This is a genomic window from Arsenicibacter sp. R0_47 (genome assembly GCF_057652235.1).
Map to the genome: position 1 here is coordinate 15,124 of NZ_JBYFCJ010000044.1, position 19,832 is coordinate 34,955.

11 protein-coding genes are annotated in these 19,832 nt (G+C 52.1%); 4 read left to right on the forward strand and 7 right to left on the reverse strand.

All coding sequences use genetic code 11. The features are described from left to right. Positions 1 to 45: 45 nt before the first annotated feature. Together AC23NW_RS33815 and AC23NW_RS33820 are read left to right on the forward strand one after the other, a co-directional pair. A complete protein-coding gene (locus AC23NW_RS33815; protein ID WP_487455045.1) occupies positions 46 to 7,380 on the forward strand; it encodes an amino acid adenylation domain-containing protein in 7,335 nt (2,444 codons plus the stop codon). Between the two features lie 21 nt (positions 7,381 to 7,401). Further along, positions 7,402 to 8,157, forward strand: a complete 756-nt coding sequence (locus AC23NW_RS33820; RefSeq protein WP_487455046.1) for a hypothetical protein — start codon at positions 7,402 to 7,404, stop codon at positions 8,155 to 8,157. A 144-nt stretch (positions 8,158 to 8,301) separates the two neighbouring features. Here AC23NW_RS33820 and AC23NW_RS33825 read toward each other — a convergent pair whose 3' ends face one another. The 6 genes from AC23NW_RS33825 to AC23NW_RS33850 all read right to left on the reverse strand — a co-directional run bounded on the left by AC23NW_RS33825 (position 8,302) and on the right by AC23NW_RS33850 (position 16,415). Beyond that, a complete protein-coding gene (locus AC23NW_RS33825; RefSeq protein ID WP_487455051.1) occupies positions 8,302 to 11,115 on the reverse strand; it encodes a multicopper oxidase domain-containing protein in 2,814 nt (937 codons plus the stop codon). 129 nt (positions 11,116 to 11,244) lie between these two features. Next, positions 11,245 to 11,772, reverse strand: a complete 528-nt coding sequence (locus AC23NW_RS33830) for a DUF305 domain-containing protein (RefSeq protein ID WP_293683678.1) — start codon at positions 11,770 to 11,772, stop codon at positions 11,245 to 11,247. 146 nt (positions 11,773 to 11,918) lie between these two features. Beyond that, positions 11,919 to 12,149, reverse strand: a complete 231-nt coding sequence (locus tag AC23NW_RS33835) for a heavy-metal-associated domain-containing protein (protein WP_293683679.1) — start codon at positions 12,147 to 12,149, stop codon at positions 11,919 to 11,921. A gap of 23 nt (positions 12,150 to 12,172) precedes the next feature. Then, a complete protein-coding gene (locus tag AC23NW_RS33840; RefSeq protein ID WP_099073562.1) occupies positions 12,173 to 13,180 on the reverse strand; it encodes an IS110 family RNA-guided transposase in 1,008 nt (335 codons plus the stop codon). A 278-nt stretch (positions 13,181 to 13,458) separates the two neighbouring features. Next, positions 13,459 to 15,717: a heavy metal translocating P-type ATPase gene (locus AC23NW_RS33845; RefSeq protein ID WP_487455047.1), complete on the reverse strand. Its 2,259-nt coding sequence runs from the start codon at positions 15,715 to 15,717 to the stop codon at positions 13,459 to 13,461. 95 nt (positions 15,718 to 15,812) lie between these two features. Continuing rightward, positions 15,813 to 16,415 carry a helix-turn-helix domain-containing protein gene (locus AC23NW_RS33850; RefSeq protein ID WP_293683681.1) on the reverse strand — a complete coding sequence of 201 codons (603 nt, stop codon included), beginning with the start codon at positions 16,413 to 16,415 and terminating at the stop codon, positions 15,813 to 15,815. Positions 16,416 to 16,952: 537 nt separating this feature from the next. Here AC23NW_RS33850 and AC23NW_RS33855 point away from each other — a divergent pair. Further along, positions 16,953 to 19,001 (forward strand): heavy metal translocating P-type ATPase, encoded by a 2,049-nt coding sequence (locus AC23NW_RS33855; protein ID WP_487455052.1) that lies wholly within the window; start codon positions 16,953 to 16,955, stop codon positions 18,999 to 19,001. A 19-nt stretch (positions 19,002 to 19,020) separates the two neighbouring features. On the opposite strand, the gene AC23NW_RS33860 is transcribed toward AC23NW_RS33855, so the two are convergent. Further along, a complete protein-coding gene (locus AC23NW_RS33860; protein WP_487455048.1) occupies positions 19,021 to 19,200 on the reverse strand; it encodes a hypothetical protein in 180 nt (59 codons plus the stop codon). 151 nt (positions 19,201 to 19,351) lie between these two features. Here AC23NW_RS33860 and AC23NW_RS33865 point away from each other — a divergent pair. Then, on the forward strand, positions 19,352 to 19,832 hold a 481-nt coding region (locus AC23NW_RS33865; protein ID WP_487455049.1), incomplete at its 3' end, for a DUF6503 family protein.

The following is a 19,832-nucleotide window of genomic DNA, read 5'->3' on the forward strand; positions in this document are numbered from 1 at the left end:
AGATGTTAATGTGTGTAAATCAATACTTCTCTTTAACCTCATTTTATGAAGATTGACTGCGGACCTTGTACAATCCGTTCCTGGCGGTATGGAGACGAAGGTAACTTACCTAACCATGCAAATAACAACGCTGTCTGGCTCAATCTTCTGGATAGTTTCCCGCATCCCTACACAGCAGCAGATGCCCAACGGTGGATTCAGTACGTAGTTGATCCCGAACAGGAAACCAACTTCGCAATTGACGTTGGCGGGGAAGCCGTCGGCAACATTGGGCTGCGAATCGGAGAAGACACTGAATGGCACTCGGCTGAACTATGGTACTGGCTTGGACAGGATTACTGGGGGCGAGGCATTGTATCAGCAGCTGTGAAGGCCATAAAAGATTATGCATTTTCTCAACTCGGCCTGACCCGTCTGTTCGCTAAACCCATGACGCATAACACCGCTTCAATTAAGGTGCTTGAAAAGGCGGGTTTTCGCTCGGAGGGCCTGCTTCGCGAAAGTATCATAAAGAATGGCATCCTGATGGATGCTTACTTGTACTCCGCGTCACCCACGCCCATTTTTCCAGCCGACAAAACGTTGATCGACTTGTTTGTTGAACAGGTTGAACGAACGCCCAACCATATCGCTGTGGTGTTCGGAGGGCACCAATTAACATATCGAGAGTTAGACAGACAAGCTAACCAGTTAGCGCATTATTTACGTAAACAGGGAGTCACCCATGAAACGCTCGTCCCTATCTGTCTGGAGCGATCTGTGGAGATGATTGTTGGATTATTGGGGATTCTTAAGGCGGGCGGTGCTTACGTGCCGATTGACCCTGACTATCCAACTGACCGCATCGCCTATATTTTAACCGACCTCGATTCGCCGATTATTGTTACTGACCGTAACTCGCTGGCTAAAGTAGAGACACTCAGCTCTGATGGAGATTTAGCCGGAACAGTCATCGTATGTCTAAACCGCGATGCAACAAAAATTGCCAAAGAATCCATTGAGGCACCTTTTGTGCAACTGACCCCCCGCCAGTTAGCCTATGTCATTTATACATCGGGGTCAACGGGCCGACCAAAGGGAGTGATGATTGAACATATTAACGTGGTCAGCCTGCTGAAAATGCAACCCTCTCGTTTCGATTTTGGTGAACAGGATGTATGGACAATGTTTCACTCTTTCTGCTTCGACTTCTCGGTTTGGGAGATGTACGGAGCCTTGTTATTCGGCGGGCGGTTGGTGGTCGTGCCAAAATCGGTTGCCCGAGACACCCGATTGTTTGCGGAGTTACTGGTTAAGCAGCGTGTTACTGTACTAAATCAAACCCCGTCGGCATTTTACGTTTTGCAGGAACACCTCCTCGCACAAAATGTGGAGGTATCGGTTCGGTATGTCGTCTTCGGAGGTGAAGCCCTGCATCCTGCAAAACTACGTCTCTGGCATCAGAGGTTTCCGGCCTGTCAGCTTATCAACATGTACGGCATTACCGAAACAACCGTACACGTAACTTATCTGGCCCTCCGGGAAGAACACCTTGACCAATCAAGCAGCCTAATTGGTCGGCCTATTCCGACACTGACTACGCACGTATTGGATGAGCAGCAACAACCAGTAGCCGTTGGCGAAACGGGTGAGCTATACGTTGGTGGCGAGGGATTGGCGAGGGGTTATCTGAACCAGCCGGAACTGACCGCGCAGCGATTTATCCCAAACCCGTTGTCGGATCAGACCGATGATCCAACCCAACCAATATCCCACCGGCTTTACCGCAGTGGCGACCTGGTGCGGCTGCTGCCGAAGGGTGAGCTGGAGTATCTGGGCCGTATTGACGCGCAGGTTAAGATTCGGGGATTCCGCATTGAACTGGGCGAGATTGAGCAAACCCTCCAGCAATATCCTGGCGTAAAACAGTCCGTTGTCGTCGCTAAAACCTACGGGGATGCCGATGTTCGGTTAGTGGGGTATGTCGTCATGGATGGCCCCTTCGAGAAATCGGCCCTCATTCATTTTCTGAACAGCCGCCTGCCGGACTACATGGTGCCTGCGGTATGGGTGTCCATCGACTTAATTCCGCTGACCCCTAACGGCAAGGTTGACCGGCAGGCGTTACCCGACCCTGAGTCGTCAGGCCCGCTGGTAAGCACGTTCCTAATGCCAGGCAACCCCACCGAGGAAAAACTACTGACCGTTTGGCGAGAGGTGCTGGCAATCAACCGGATGGGTGTCACCGATAATTTTTTTGAGTCAGGTGGTAACTCCCTGTTGGCGGCCCGTACCGTAGCGGCCTTGAAGCAAGCCTATGCCTTTGAGATTCCAGTCACTAAGCTCTATCAGTTTCCTACAGTTCAGTCCCTTGCCGGTTATGTGGACGGGCGAAACCAAGATTCACCCCTTCCTGGTCGAAAAAATACGGCACAGACTGACACCAACGAAGTGGCGATTATCGGTATGGCCGGGCGTTTTCCGGGGGCAAATACAGTCGAAGCCCTGTGGGAAGTACTGCGGACGGGTCAGGAGACGATTCGCTTTTTTACGCCTGACGAATTAGACCCTTCGTTACCCCACGACTTAATCCGGGACACACAGTACGTGAGAGCCAGGGGAATTTTGGCTCAGGCCGACCAATTTGATGCGGGCTTTTTTGGCATAAGCCCCAAACTGGCCGAAGTTATGGACCCGCAACAGCGCGTTTTTCTGGAGATTGCCTGGGAGGCCCTCGAACGGGCGGGCTATTTGCCGAATCAGTACGGGGGAAGCATTGGTGTTTGGGCGGGTTGTGGTAACAACACATACTACCTCAATAACATACTGCCCAACACCGAGACCGTTCGCCAAATAGGCAGCTTTCAGGCTATGACGGTTAACGAAAAGGATTTTATGGCCTCCCGAACCGCTTATCAGCTTAATCTGGGCGGGCCAGCCGTTAGTGTTTATTCGGCCTGCTCCACCTCGCTGCTTGCCGTTGCTCAGGCGGTGGATAGCATTCGGCTGGGCCATTGTGCGTTGGCACTGGCGGGCGGAGCAAGTGTCACAGCACCCATTTATAGTGGGCATCTGTATGAAGAAGGGGCCATGCTGAGTCGGGATGGCCATTGTCGGCCGTTTGATGTCAGCGCTACCGGAACCGTATTCAGTGATGGTGCGGGCGTAGTGCTGCTTAAGGCCCGATCAGCCGCTGAACGCGATGGCGATACAATTTTCGGGGTCATCAAAGGGGTAGGCGTTAACAACGACGGGGGCGGTAAGGGCAGTTTTACGGCCCCAAACGCCGAGGGGCAGGCCAGGGCCATTCGGATGGCCTTGGCTGATGCCCGAATTGATCCGTCCACGATAAGTTATGTGGAAGCCCACGGCACGGCCACCCCGTTGGGCGACCCTATCGAAGTGGAGGGACTAACTATGGCCTTCGGTGGCGTATCCCAAAAACAGTTTTGCGCCCTGGGTTCCATTAAAAGCAACCTGGGGCATCTGACGGCGGCAGCCGGCGTGGCGGGGCTGATTAAAACAACGCTGGCCCTCTACCACCGGCAACTGCCCGCGTCGCTTGGTTTCAGCGCACCAAATCCGGTTATTGATTTTGCCGATACCCCTTTTTACGTGAACGACACGCATAGTGATTGGGTCTCATCGGGGCCGCGTCGGGCGGGAATCAGTTCGTTTGGCGTTGGCGGTACCAACGTTCATGTCGTGCTGGAAGAACATATTCCCGCCGGGGCCGTCGAGCCAGTAAGTCCATCAGCCAGCCAGCGGCCGGTACATATAGCGGTTTGGTCGGCCAATTCCCGGCAAAGTCTGACAACCTATGCGGCTCATCTGGCCGGGCATCTTGGCCAGCACCCCGAACAAACGATTGCCGATGTAGCCTATACGCTTCAGAACCGTCGGCCCGCTTTTGCCCACCGTCGGTTTATCTTGGCTACCAGCCAAACCGAACTCACACAGGCATTATTGGCCCCGGCGACTCAGCAAACCACCCACTTCCCTCAAGACGAAAATTTAGCTACACGACAACCCGGCCCGACCGATGTCAGTTCTTTAGCCTTGCTGTTTCCGGGTCAGGGGGCGCAGTACCTCAACATGGGCCGGGAACTGTATGAAAACGAATCGGTATATCGGCAGGCGGTCGATGCCTGTGCTGACGAACTGACGGCTCATCTCGGCCTCGACATTCGGCAGGTTCTCTACCCCGTTAACGTCAATGAGGAAGCGACCAACCGGCTGAAAAACACGCAATACACTCAGCCCGCGTTGTTTGTAACCGAATACGCTTTGGCCCGGCTCTGGCAAAGCTGGGGAATCGAACCCACGGTCTATTGTGGCCACAGCGTTGGTGAATTCGTGGCGGCTCATCTGGCCGGGGTTTTCACCTTGCCGGACGTACTGGCCCTTATCGCAGCCCGTGGCCGACTGATCAGCGAGCTGCCAGGAGGAAGTATGCTATCGGTACGACTCGATGCCGAAACAGTTTCGGTCATGTTGCCCCCCGCCTTATCGCTGGCTGCTATCAACAGTCGTCAGTTGTGCGTAGTGGCCGGACCAAACGACGCGATTGCCGCGTTTGCCGGGCAGTTAAACGAGAGGAACATAGCTAACCGGCTCCTCGAAACCAGCCATGCGTTTCATTCGGCCATGCTGGACCCGATTGTGGGCGAATTTGAAAACAGGGTGCGGGGGATAGCGTTACAGCGGCCCCAAAAGCCAATTGTATCCACCGTAAGTGGTATCTGGCTGACCGATGCCGAGGCCACAAATCCTGGCTATTGGGCCACCCATATGCGGGCTACGGTTCGGTTTGCAGATGCGCTGGAAACTTTATTTACGCTGAAAAACCCACTTCTGTTGGAAGCGGGGCCGGGTAGTGTTACCGCAACTTTGGTCCGTCAGCAGGCCATGCCACGACCGATTGATGTGGTAACGAGCTTAGATACCCTGAAAGGTAGCCGAAGCGAGTACGAATCTATACTGAATGCCTTAGGGCAGCTCTGGGTTAAAGGCATCAACCCAAACTGGTCGGCTTTTCATACGGGACAACCCCACCAAAAAGTAACCTTGCCCACGTATGCCTTCGACCGGATGCGCTGCTGGGTGGACCCGCCCCGGCAATCGTCCGATATCCCAGCCAGTATCCTCCCGGAGCTATCGGATAGCTCACTCCCTGTTGAAGAACCTATCACCATACCCATTATGCGTAGAAATGAATTGATAACTCTCGTTCGGCAATTGCTGAACGACACGGCCGGCATCCAGATGGATGAGAAGGCACTGCCGCTGAACTTTTTAGAATTGGGGCTTGATTCCTTAGCGCTAACTCAGTTTTCCTATAACCTTCGCAAGAAGTTCGACCTGCCGATTTCGTTCCGGCAGTTGAACAGTACCTACAATTCTATCGAAGTCTTAGTTGATTTCCTGGACCGGGAGTTACCCGCCGATGCGTTTCTGCTTCCGGCCCCTGTTACTCCACCAACACCCTCAGTTCCGTTGCTAACCGCCCCGCAGCCTACGTTGTCGAACGAAGCAAAACCGCTACCGAATCGGCCAGTCCTTCCGGCTGACCCCGCTGACCCAGTCATAGACCTGTTTGAGCGACAACTACAGATTATGTCGGAACAACTGGCCGTTCTGCGAGGCCAGGGCCCATCAGTCATACGTCAACAACCCATTGAGAGGATTAGTCCGGTATCTGCCCTAGCATCGCAGCCAGTGGAGGTTGTTACCAACTTGGTGCCTTCGACTACCCCTACACCTAAAAATGTGCTCCCTCCTGTAACTGAGCCCCCTGCGATCCGACAGGCGTTCGGAGCCGGAGCGCGCATCGAGCGCCAGGTAACGTCCCTCAATGAGGTGCAACAACTATTTTTGACAAAACTCACCCAACGCTACACCGAGAAAACAGCCGCCAGTAAAGCTTACGCGCAGGATAACCGGCGATGGATGGCCGATCCCCGCGCGGTAACGGGATTCAAGCCCGTAACAAAGGAATTGGTTTATCCGATTGTGGTAGAACGGTCGAAGGGAAGTCGGCTGTGGGATATTGACGGTAACGGATACATTGATGTGCTGAATGGGTTTGGGTCAACCCTGTTTGGCTATCAGACCAACTTGCTGAAAACGGTTCTACACGATCAGATCGAACGGGGCTATGAACTGGGCCCGCAGCATAAACTGGCTGGCCAGGTAACCCGAATGGTTTGCGAGTTTACCGGCTTCGACCGGGCGGCTTTGTGCAATACGGGTTCAGAGGCTGTGCTGGGTGCTCTACGCATGGCTCGCACTGTAACGGGGCGGTCACTGGTGGTCACTTTTGCGGGATCGTATCACGGCATTTTTGATGAAGTCATTAGCCGGGGCAGCACCAGTCACCAATCGTATCCGGCAGCATTGGGCATTCCTTCCGAAGCCGTCCAGAACGTGCTGATTCTGGACTATGGCACCGATGAGAGTCTGCAAATTATTCAGGAAAGAGCCTCGGAACTGGCCGCCGTGCTGGTTGAACCCGTACAGAGCCGACGGCCCGAGTTTCAGCCCGTTGATTTTCTAAAACGGGTTCGGGTCATTACTGAGTCTTCGGGGACAGCTCTGATCTTCGACGAGGTGATAACGGGCTTTCGGATGCATCCGGGCGGAGCGCAGGCTCTGTTTGGCGTTAAAGCTGATTTGGCGACGTATGGAAAAGTAATCGGGGGTGGCCTGCCCATTGGGGTCGTAGCGGGAAAGGCCGCGTTTATGGATGCCTTAGATGGCGGGTACTGGCAATACGGTGACGACTCGTATCCGCAAGCCGACATTACGTTTTTTGCCGGTACGTTTGTCCGTCACCCCTTAGCCCTGGCAGCCTCCCATGCATCACTTCAATACCTGCGTGAACAAGGCCCCGCGCTTCAGGAGCGTTTGACCGCTAAAGCAAAACTATTGGCTGACATGCTGAATATAGCCTTTATCAAACAACAACTACCCATGCTGATCGCTCAGTTTGGATCACTCTGGAAACTGAAGTTTACCGAAGATGTACCCTACGGCGAACTCCTGTTCATACTGATGCGGGAAAAAGGAATTCATATCTGGGAGGGTTTTCCCTGCTTTATGACTGAGGCTCATACAGAGGATGATATCCAACAGATCGTTTCTGCATTCCTCGATTGTGTCCAGGTATTAGTGAAAGCTCAATTTCTACAGCCAAAGGGGCCATTGATTTCTGATCTGCTACAGGTGTATAATCAGGCGAATCAGCCACCCATACCGGGAGCCAGACTGGGCCGGGACCAACAGGGTAATCCTGGGTGGTTTATCTCAGACCCGGACCGACCTGGGAAATACCGGCAAGTTGTTGAAGATTTGCAAACCGGGCAACCTCAGAATATCTCGCTCAAAACGAATTGCCAATAATTCAACAATCAATCTGTATTTATGAAAAATTTTCTTGGTGTATTCGCTGTCCTGTTGCTAGCCCAATTCGGCAGCACCACCCAGGCTACCCTTAAGTATACTGCCCTCCTGCCGTTCTCCAAACAATCGTATAAAGCGTCCATTATACCGGAGCGAATGCATTATTTTGTCTCAAATCATTGGTACAGAACGACCATTTGGTTTAGTCAGTATCCATACCGGTGTGTACTATTCATTATGATCGCTGTTCTTTCTTCCTGTAGTCGGCCTGTAACTTATTTTCAACGGGCACCCGCTAACCTGCCTACGACACTCGACACTCAGCCAGTTTCCGCACCTCCACTAAATCAAATTATTGCCTCACCGTTGGGGCCGGTTATAAACGCGAATACAACTATCCCACAGCCTGAATTCGTTGCCCGTGATAACAACAAACTGGTCCCTACTAAACTGTTGAGTAAGCGTATGGGTCGGGTGAAAACATGGCTGGTCTCAACTCACGAAACGGTAAAGCCTCAAGGAAACTGTACCGTCGGCAGAACGAATGCGGTAGAAAGTGTGATGATCCAAAAAACCAGCCAGAAGAAGAGCAGGCAGTTTACCCCCAGTGCAACAACTAAAGCCATGGCTAACTGGATTAAACTGATCGGGGGTGTTATTCTATTGGTTGCCGGTGTGGCCATCATGCTGGCCGGACCCGGCTCAATTTTCTTTCTGGGGCTTGTTGTCGCATTATTTGGTTTTGTCGGAATTATCCTTGGGTTATTTGCGGAATAGCTACCATTGGTTGTTCTTTTTACAGCGACCCGTATTAGCGTTTGTCAACAAAGAGCCCTCCTACGAAAATGAAGGAGGGCGACCATTGCATAAATAAGAAATAGGAAAATGATAGTACACCTTGGCACCAGCGAGATTGTCCGATCAGAAGTTGTACCCCAGCCCACCACCAAAGGCTTTATACCGGGTGTCGTAATCGGTGTGCAGAAACAGGTTTTTGGTGACGGTATACTGTAACTCAACGTGTGCCCGCAGGTAACTCCCCACTAACCACTGCGCCTGGTACTGGAAATCTAAACGGGGAAACAACATCTGCTGCCCGTTGAGTTGAAACCGGACGTTGCCACGCGTATCCAGTTTCACCTCCGACTGAATCAAAAACGGCAGCATATACCGAATACCCGCCACGGCTCGAACGATGCGACGGTCGGTGGCTACCCCATCTTTGGGCCGTATCCGGCGCAGGAATTCCTCGTTACCTCCATCAATCCCGGCAAACACCCGAAACCAATCGCCGAGGTAGCGTTCATAGTCTAAGTCGAACTCGAACCGATTCGTGCGCCAGTCGTGATCGCCCCCGGCGACGATGGCATTTTTATTGTTAGAAACGTTCAAATTAAAGTAGTTGATCGGATAACCGGGTTGCAGGAAACCCCAAACAAACGGCTGATTATCGCGCATATCGCGCAGGTGCAGCTTCTGAATCTGGGCAATGGACGAATCTGGTTTGTCGCCGTAGCTGACCACGCGGGCCATGCCACTGAGCATGTGATACAGCAGATGGCAGTGAAAAAACCAGTCTTTATCGTCGTCAGCCATAAACTCAATCGTGACGCTTTCCATCGGCGATACGTTCACTGTATGCTTCAACGGGGAATATTGCCCCTGCCCATTCAGCACCCGGAAGTAGTGCCCGTGTAGGTGAATAGGGTGCATCATCATAGTGTTATTTATCATGCGGATACGCACGATTTCACCCCGCCGAATCTGGATCATATCGGCCCGTGACAGTGGTTGCCCGTTGAAGCCCCAGATGTAGCGGAACATATTCCCCGTCAGTGTCAGCGGGATTTCCCGAATCGGGCGGTTAGTGGGAAACACAATCGGTTCGGGAGCTTTAAGAATGCTGTAGTCGATGGTGTTCTGCTCGTCCATCATGCTCATACCGGCCATTCCTCCATGATCCTTTCCCTTCATCCCGGCCATAGTACCGGCTTTGCTATCCATATTCATCTGGCTATGATCCATCCCAGCCATGTCATCCGGCTTTTTGCCGTCTGTTTTCTTAGCGGGCACCGAATCCATTTTCATAGACATTTTACTATGATCCATTCCGGGCATGGATGATTGATTCACCTGCCCGTGGTCCATCCCCGTCATGTCCATTTTGCCGTCTTTACTCATGTTCATCCCGGCCATATCCATCTTCATACCGCTGTGGTTCATGCCCTCCATTGAGCCAGTCGCTTTCGGTGGCTTGGTAGCCTTTTTTGTCGAAGCTGACTTCTTCGCACCCATATCCATCTGGCTGTGGTCCATCCCGGCCATGCCACTATGATCCATGCCGGCCATCGAATCGGGCTTTTTCGGTTTGGCAGGTGTTGACTGCTGTGGTTTCCCTTGTCCCATATCCATTTTGCTGTGGTCCATTTGACCCATAGCGGACTCGGCTTTGCCGGGTTTGGAATCCATGCCGGGCATATCGTGCATCATGGGGCCGTTCATGTCCACATTCGCCTGGGCGGTCGTATCGGTTTTACCCATGTTCATCGTCCCCATGCCCATGCCTCCCATTTGGCTCATGTTGGCTGTTAACTTGTACAGGTCGGGGCGGGGAATCGTCGGAGCGTACTTCGCTGGGCCATTTCCGAGCAAGGCCGTTGCGTAGCCAGACCCATCCTGAGCAGTGGCCCGTACTTCAAAAGCTCCCCCTTTTGGTACCGTGACAATAAAGTCGTAGGTCTCTGCAATGGCAATCAGCCGCCGGTCAACGTCTACCGGCTGCACGTCCAGCCCATCGGCGGAAATCAGTTTCATGGGACCGCCGGCGTAATTGACGTGAAAATAGGTGGACGCACTGGCGTTGATAACCCGCAGCCGAACAGTTTGGCCCGCTTTGATTTCCGGGTAACGTACAGTGTCTTTTCCATTAACTAAGAACCGGTCGTAATATACATCCGAAATGTCCATCGGTGCCATCTTCATCATCGACTGCCGCAGGTACGCCCCTACCGCCTTGTGCTGAATAATGCGGTTGAGCGATTGGACATTATTTTTTTTGATGGAGTACCATTCGTTGCGCCGTTTCAGGTTTTTTAGAATATACGCTGGATTCTCATTCGTCCAATCAGATAGCAACAGCACTAAATCATGATCTACCTTGTGGGTGGGCTGCTGAGGCTGAATCGCGATGGAGCCGTACACCCCGACTTGTTCCTGGTAGCGGGTATGGGAGTGAAACCAATACGTGCCGGACTGCACCAGTGGGTACTCGAACGTGTAGGTATCACCCGCATGAATGGGGGGGGTGTTCAGATACGAAACGCCATCCTGTTTATTGGGGAGCAGTATGCCATGCCAGTGCAGCGAGGTTTCGGTTTTTAATTTGTTGTGTACCCGAATAACGGCTACATCGCCTTCGGTAAACCGCATCGTCGGGCCAGGAATGCCCCCGTTAATGGTCATGGCCCGCTTCGGCTTGCCCGTAATATTGACCGTCTGCTCGTCAATGGTGAGGTCATACTCGACTCGCTTACTCGTTGGCTTCACTTTCGCAAGGGCTTGTGGCCGTGAGACGGGCAGGGATGTTTTAACGACCGGAAAGTTTGATTCATCGGGATTAGCCGGTGGCTTGGCTGCCTGATCGCCAGCGGCCATTGTATGCTGCTGGTGCTGCCCAAAACTGGCTATTTGTAGCAACATCAGCAGACTTAACGTCGCAAAAAAAGTGTTTTTCATCATTGTCGTACCAAGTGCATCTATATTAATAAAACCAAAAAGCAGCCCTGCCGGATGGAAGGGTCGCTTGTAATATTGACCAGTAGTATTGTGAAACTTTTGGACTTAAGTCCACTAAGTCGTTACGCACTATTTATCTAACTCGGCCAGCTTATCCTTCATTTGCTTTATTTCTTTCTCCTGAGCGGTAATAATATCCTGCTGAAGTTTTTGCAGCTCAGGGTCTGTCAGCTTCGCTTCTTTAGCCATTAGAATAGCCGCAGCATGGTGCGGAATCATGGACTTGGCGAACTCTTTGTCCCCAACAAAACCCTGCTGACGGATAAGCAGGAAGAAACCGACAAGTGCAATAGCACTTATGGCGATAACGAAAGCATTCCGTTGTTTATCGGTGTACATAGATGACATCAGCAGGACTTCGATAATCAGCATGGGCATGGTCATCAGGCCCGCCATGTACAACTGATTAACATTTGGGATCACGTTGGCAAACCGATCAACCATCGAATACATCAGAATATACATGGATATAAAAGATAGTACCCCCATGATAGCCAACTTTCTGTAGTGTTGCCCGTTAGCAGCCCCGTGATCGGACATAGCATGACCGGGTTGAGAAGATGGGGCGTGGCCCGTGTGTTGCTTGCTCGCTTCCATAGTTTAGTTCGTTGAGTAGTACTATAACTTATAAGCGGCCCCTTTAGATGTTGGAGACGCTTATAAGATTTGGTTGTCTTGTTGCAAAACTTTTGGAAATCAGGTCGATGGCACCGCAACGGCGGACCACGGTCCGCCCCGCGTCGCTACGGGCGTGGAATTAGTTCGGCCCAATAACCGGCTTGCTCTACAGCCTTCTGAATTTCTTCACCAATCCGGTTGTCCGTCGTCTGAACAGTCAGAATTTTGTCGGGACTTTCCGTATCTACGTTCCATCCATCAATATGGGCAACGCTTGGGATGCTGTTCAGGAAGGGCGTGACAGCCGCTACGCACCCGCTACAGTTGATGTTTGTCTTAAAATTCAATGTTTCCATACCACCGGGCCGATTTCTATGGCTTAAACAAATGACAGGGGATAAAAAATGTCATATTTCTGCTTTCGCTTTACGACGGCACAGATTCGGTGGATAAGCTTATTACGAACCGCGTTTAGTATTGACATCTTGTTCTTGCCTTCGGCCACTTTCCGCTGATAGTAAGTTTGTAACTCTCCCTTGACCCGTATAGCAGACATAGCGGCTAAATGGAACAGAAACTTCAGCCGTTTACGAGCATGTTGATTGACTCGGCTGCGCCCACGAATGCTACTACCCGAGCTGTGCTCAAAGGGCGCCACACCCGCATGACAAGCCAGCTTTTTAGGCTCCGAAAAGTTCTTAAATTCGTCGGTAGCCAGGATGACTTCTGTCGCAACAGCTGGACCAACTCCGGGGACAGACGTCATGAGCTTGAAGAGTTCACATAGCTGTTGATCTTGGTGGATCAGCTCATCCATTTGCCGACTGACTTGCTCTAGATCTGCATTGATTGACTTTAAAGATGCTTGGCAATGGCGAGTCAATTGCTTTTGAAGTTTAGTTGACACAAAGGCAGCTTGTTCATTAACAGGCACTTGCAACTGTTGCCGAACCAACAAGAGTCGCTGTCGTAAAGCGCTAAGTATGACTAGTTCTTGGAGTAACTGGCGGGGTGGTTGCCACAACCGCATACGATCCCGGAAACGATACGCATACTCGGCAATCCGTTGGGCGTCAATGCTATCACTCTTGCCCCGTTGTAAGCCACCGGCCTGCTTAATGTGTAGACTGCTTTCTAACCAAGTCGGTAATTGATGAGCCATCAACTGATCAAGAATATGGGCATTGTACACGCCTGTATGTTCGAGGCAAAATACCGATTGGGTATTGGTAAAGCCAGGCAAGGATTTAAGTGCTTTGATTGTAGCCTTGATAGCAGCAACCGAGTTCAATGACTGAGTCTGTAAGACAATTGTTTTACCATTGAAAACTGCCCAATCGAGCGTAGCCTTCGATACATCGATGCCAATGTAATATTGTACGTCCATGAAATAACTTATTTTTGGGTTGAACAATGAGCTTGCTGTTTTCTCGATACCTTTCTAATGGGTCTGCCAACCCGCATTTCTATTCGAGTCTAAGCAAGCAATCAGGACTGGCCTCTGAATCGGCCCATGGGTCTGTCTCCCAGCCGGGCGGTAGGACGTGCCAGTCCGTTTTACTTGCCAGCAAGCTACTCCATTCTTGGAATAGTATCGTCTGACAAACCTAAAGGCCGGGCGGTTGAGTTTTACTTCAGGTTTCTTCGTACAACTACCTCGACCAATTAGAGCTTGGCCGAACGCAAGCGCAGGCTATTGGTCACGACCGACACCGAACTAAGGGCCATCGCTGCCCCGGCTATCATCGGGTTTAGCAGGAAACCGTTGATGGGGAACAGCAGCCCGGCGGCAATGGGAATGCCAATGACATTGTAGATAAATGCCCAGAACAGGTTCTGCCGAATAGCCTGTACGGTTTTCTTCGACAGTTGCAGGGCTTTGGGTACACTGTTTAGGTCGGAGGTGATGAGGGTCATCTTGGCCACGTCCATCGCAATATCCGACCCTCGACCCATTGCAATGCTTACGTCGGCCTGCGCCAGTGCCTGCGAATCATTAATACCATCGCCAATCATCGCAACCACTTTACCCTGCGCTTGTAGCTCCTTCACAAAGGCAGCTTTGTCGGCGGGCAGGGCCTCGGCCTTGTAGTCGTTAACGCCTACCGACTTTGCCACTGCCTGAGCCGTTTGTTTGTTATCGCCGGTCATCATGTACACGGCAATACCGCGTTTTCTGAGTGAGTGAATGGCTTCACGAGAGGTTTGCTTCACGGGGTCAGCAATCGCCAGAATCGCCAGAATGCGCGTTTGATCCGCTAAATAAACGACCGTTTTAGCTTCGTCCTGCCAGCGACTGACAAGACCACTCACTTTTGTTAATTGATCTAACTGGCCCTGTTGGGCCATTAGTCGGCGATTGCCAACCCAGTAGGTTTGCCCGTTATATCGGCCCGTTATTCCTAGCCCCGTGAGGCTTTCAAAACCATCGAGCAAAACGCTCCTAATACCTTCCTGTTTCAGCCGGTCAACAACGGCTTGAGCCAGGGGATGTTCCGACTGAGCTTCCAGCGCGTAGAGTATTGGCGATAAATGAGCTACCTCCGTATCGCTAACCTGCCAGACCAGATCCGTCACGGTTGGTTTTCCTTCGGTGATGGTACCCGTTTTGTCCAGAATGACCGCGTTGACTTTGTAGCCAAGTTCCAGACTTTCCGCGTCTTTGATAAGAATGTTATTTTCAGCTCCCTTACCCACTCCAACCATAATGGCGGTAGGTGTCGCCAGACCTAATGCACAGGGACAGGCAATGACCAGCACCGTTACCGAAGTCAGCAAGGCGTGCGTGAACGCATTTTCACCACCGAACAGCATCCAGGCCCCGAACGTCAACATGGCAATGCCGATGACCACCGGCACAAAAATTCCGGCAATTTTGTCGACCAATTTCTGCACCGGAGCCTTACTGCCCTGAGCTTCCTGCACCATGCGGATAATCTGCGCCAGAATGGTATCGCCCCCCACTTTGTCCGCTCGAAAACGGAACGAACCTTTCTGATTGATCGTACCGGCAAAGACCGCTTCACCCGCCTGCTTGTCGACCGGCACCGGCTCCCCCGAAATCATGCTTTCGTCCACGTAGGACTGGCCTGATTCAACCACGCCGTCCACCGGAATTTTCTCGCCGGGCCGCACCAGGATCAACTGGCCCACTCTGACCGACGCAATCGGTACTTCGCGTTCCGAGTTGTCGTCAATAACTCGAACTGTTTTGGGCTGAAGGCCCATCAGTTTCTTCAACGCCGAGGAAGTATTCGACTTAGCCCGCTCTTCGAGCAACTTGCCCAGCGAGATAAACGCGATCACCACCGCAGCCGCTTCAAAATAGACGTGGGGGTGCAGACCCCGGCTGTGCCAGAACTGGGGATAGAGCGTACTGAACGCGCTGAAGAGGAACGCAATACCCGTTGACAGGGCTACGAGCGTATCCATATTGGCCTTGCCGTGCCGCGCCTGTTTCCAGGCGTTGATAAAATACGACCGGCCCAGCCAGAACACCACCGGAGCCGAAAGAGCCATCATAATATAGTTGGCGTAGGGGGCATTCATAAAGAACATACCGATGATGACTACCGGGATTGAGAGAATTGAGGCCCAGATAGTACGCTGCTTAACAGCCTCATAATGCCGTTGCTGAGCCTCCTGCTGCACCTGCTGTGGGTCCTCCACATCCACAACCAGATCATAGCCAATCGACTGCAGCACCTGCTGCATACCCTGGGGCGTGATGGTCTTTGGATTATAATCGACGGTAGCCGACTGGTTGGCATAATTTACGGCGGCTTTGGCAATGCCGGGCGTATTGTTGAGCATCGACTCGACACTCACGGCACAGGCCGCGCAGGTCATTTCCAGCACCGGGAACGTTTGGCGGGTGGTAGCTCCCACTGGTCGAACGGGATTTTCCAGGGTGGTAGTTGGCATATTCATGCTGTTTCAATGGCTGATTTATAGGGCAAAGTTCGTTCGGCTACGCCCTGAAAGCGTTACACAATTACCCAGTTGGCTTGTAAAATTGATTACGTGGTGTGCTGCTGGAGAGTCTGTTTTTCGCGCCGAACGGCGCGGAAGTAAGTCGGGGAAAGACCCGTCAGCCGTTTGAACTGGTTCGACAAATGAGGGACGCTGCTAAAGCCCGTCTGATGCGCTATTTCGCTTAGTGACAGATCGCTGTAAACCAAGCGTTCTTTAACCTTATCCAACCGTCGTTCAATAATGTATCGTTCGAGCGTTTGGCCCTCGCTGGTCGAAAACAGGGCACTCAGCGTATCGTAGCTCATGCTCATTTCGGTGGCGAGAAAATCAGAAAACCTGATCTTTTGCTCACTCAGGTTATCGCGGTTCAGCGTCTGCTCAACGAGGGTTTTAATGCGTTGTACGAGCGTTAATTTAGCGTCCGATACCAATGAAAAGCCTTGTTTTTCCAAAGCGACCTGAATCCGGGCCAATTCGTCCGGAGAGACCTGACCACGTACCTGTACCTGCCCCAGTCGCACCTGGGTTACTTCCCAGCCCAGCCCTTCCAGTTCCTGCCGAACCACATCCATACACCGGGCACAAACCATGCCCCGGATCGCGAGTGGTGTTTCGTTGGTTGGTAAAGGCTGGCTAAGCGTTATCATAGATTGTACACCGGTTTGTTCACTTCTCATAAACAACAATAAAGACAGCAAAGCTATTCGAGATGGCCTGGTTTTACTTGCAAGATTGCCCTCCGCTTGTTACAAAATTTTTGGAAGTGGTTCAGATTGAGGGAATCTATGAACCGGAGCGCACTATTTAGGGTTAGCCTGACACAACAAACCCCTCCAGCTATGCGCCATCAACACCGGTATATGCTTCATGGATTAACCACTGCCGAACAAGCGGAAGCGGTAGAGAAAGCACTTAGTGAACAGACTGGAATGCTGGCGGTGGAGGTAACGGTTGATCCGCCTGAAGCGGTGCTGACGATGGACGAACACCCGTCTGTGGCCGACATACAACGTATCGTCTCGCAAGTAGGGGCATTTCATGTCATGGAAGCTGAAGGCCCAGCGCATCATACAGAACAGGATATGACTTCGCATCCCGTTACGCTCCCGAAAACTGGCGATGAGGAGGCCCCGGCTGAACAGAAAGCCCTGCAACACATCGGCCACGATGGGCACAGTGGAACCATGAATCCCGATAACCATCAGGGTGGCGTTGGCATGGAACACGGGTCTATAGATCATAGCCAGATGAATCATAGCAAAATGGGGCATGGATCAGGCGGGCATGACCACGGAGCCATGATTGCCGACTTTCTGCGCCGATTCTGGATATGCCTGATTGTGTCGGTGCCGGTAGTCGCCCTGTCAATGATGTTTCAGGAATTGGTTGGTTATCAGCTTGATTTTCCGTACCGCGAACCGCTCGTTGTGGTGCTGTCAACGGTCATCTACGTATATGGCGGCTGGCCGTTTCTAACGGGCATAGTGGGAGAACTTCGTACCCGGCAACCCGGAATGATGACGCTGGTTGCCGTAGCCATCACAGCCGCCTACGCCTACAGCGTGGCCGTTTCGTTCGGGTGGCTGCGGGGAATGGACTTCTTTTGGGAACTGGCGACGCTGATCGACATCATGCTGCTGGGTCATTACTTAGAAATGAAGTCGGTGGCCGGGGCTTCGCGTTCCCTGGAGTTAATTGTACAAATGTTGCCTTCTGATGCCCACAAAGTAACGGGCGACACCATCACGGATGTAAACATGACTACGCTGAATCCGGGTGACGTCGTGCTGGTGCGGCCGGGCGAACGCATTCCCAACGATGGAGCCGTTGTCGAGGGAGATAGTGCCGTCAATGAAAGTATGCTGACCGGCGAAAGTGTACCCGTGCAGAAAGCAATGAACGATACGGTCATTGCGGGAGCTGTCAATGGTGAAGGCTCGCTCAAAATCCGGGTCACGCACAAAGGCGAAGACAGCTACCTCAACAAGGTCGTTAAAATGGTCGAAGAAGCGCAGCGTACCAAGTCGCAGACCCAAACGCTGGCCGACCGCGCTGCCGGGTGGCTGACGCTGATTTCGCTGTCAGTGGGGTTGCTGACGTTGGTTGTCTGGTTAGTGAGTGGCAAAGAAGTTTCGTTTGCTGTAGAGCGGATGGTTACGGTTATGGTTACGGCCTGCCCGCACGCGCTGGGGGTTGCCATTCCGTTGGTAGTCGCCATCTCAACGGCTATTTCGGCTCAAAAGGGTCTACTGATTCGCAACCGCACGGCTTTCGAGGAAGCCCGCAAAGTTACGGCGATGGTGTTCGACAAAACGGGTACGCTCACGGAAGGCGAGTTTGGCGTGACGCGGGTTCGTATGCTGAAGGCGGATCACGAAGCGGGTTTTCTGGGCGTGGTGGCGGCTTTGGAACAGCAGTCACAGCACCCCATCGCCCAGGGCATTGTTCGCGAAGCCAAAAAGCGAAACCTGGCTATGCCAACCATCACAAACTTCCAGTCCATCACCGGTAAGGGTGTGTCGGCTATAGTAGATGGTAAGCGAGTGGTGGTGGTAAGTCCGGGCTATCTGAAAGAAAAAGGCATCGAGCAGCCACAGGATGCCTTCAGCGGAGCCGAAACAGTCGTGTTCGTGCTGATTGATAGTCAGTTAGTGGGTTATGTAGCACTGGCCGATAAGATACGTGCCGACTCGAAAGAAGCGGTCCAACGGTTGCAGCAGGCGGGCATCGACGTGTATATGGCTACCGGGGATAACCAGCAAGTGGCCAATGCGGTTGCCAAGGAGTTGGGATTGAATGGCGTATATGCCGAAGTGCTTCCCGATCAGAAGGTAGCCATCGTGAAAGACTTGCAGCAACAGGGCAAGTTTGTAGCTATGACCGGCGACGGAGTCAACGATGCCCCGGCTTTGGCGCAGGCGAACGTGGGCATTGCTGTTGGCTCCGGCACCGACGTTGCCGCCGAAACTGCCGATATTATTTTGGTCAATAGCCGCCCCACCGACATCACGAACTTAGTTGAATTTGGGCGGGCCACGTACCGCAAAATGATTCAGAACCTATTCTGGGCAACGGGCTATAACGTTATCGCCATACCTTTAGCGGCTGGGGTGCTATACCCCAATTTCGTGCTCAGTCCTGCCATTGGGGCCGTGTTGATGAGTGCCAGTACGGTCATCGTAGCCCTGAACGCGCAACTGCTGAAGCGGAGTCTGCGTAGTAACAATCCGTAGCCGTTATCGCCATATGGGTTTAGTTATCGCTCCGAGAATAATTCATGAGACCTGACGCACGTATTTCCAGACGGAGACATAATTTTTTCCAGTGGGTGGTGTCCGGTTCGGTATCATAAACCGGGGAATCATCACGAGTAAGCATTTCTGCGATTCGTGCATCAAAAACATCATCGGAAGCCATGAGTAGCTCGTTCATACCAGTCAAAATTTTTAGGCAAATCTACGAGGTTTCATCAATGACTACCTTGTAAGATTGTGCCGGGGAATTTGTAAAATTCGGAAATTCAGGCGTTTAACTGCGTACTATATAGCCCCAGACAGCTCGTCAAATCATTTCTCTATTAACCATGTTTAGACATCTTCTTACGTTAAGCCTACCATTATTACTGTTTGGTATCTGGGCGTGTCAACCGCTGTACCAGGCGCCGGAACTGGTCAAAGAGGCTATTAAAGCACATGGGGGCACGGCATACAATAACAAGCGGATTGAATTTGATTTCCGTACCTACCATCTGGTATTGAAACACCAGGACGGACAATTCAGCTACCAGCGTTCCTACCGCGATTCGACGGGCAACCAGCTTGTTGAGACCTTAACCAACAGTGGGTTTGTGCGTACCCTAAACGGCAAACGGCAAACGCTGGATTCGACCCAGACTCGTCGCTATAGTCAGGCGGTGAACTCGGTTGCTTATTTCGTTTTATTGCCTCAAAAACTAAGTGATCCGGCTGTATTGGCTGACTATGTAGGTACATCGCAGATCGACGGGCAGCCTTATCATAAAGTGCGCGTCCGGTTTCGGGCCGAAGGGGGCGGAACCGACTACC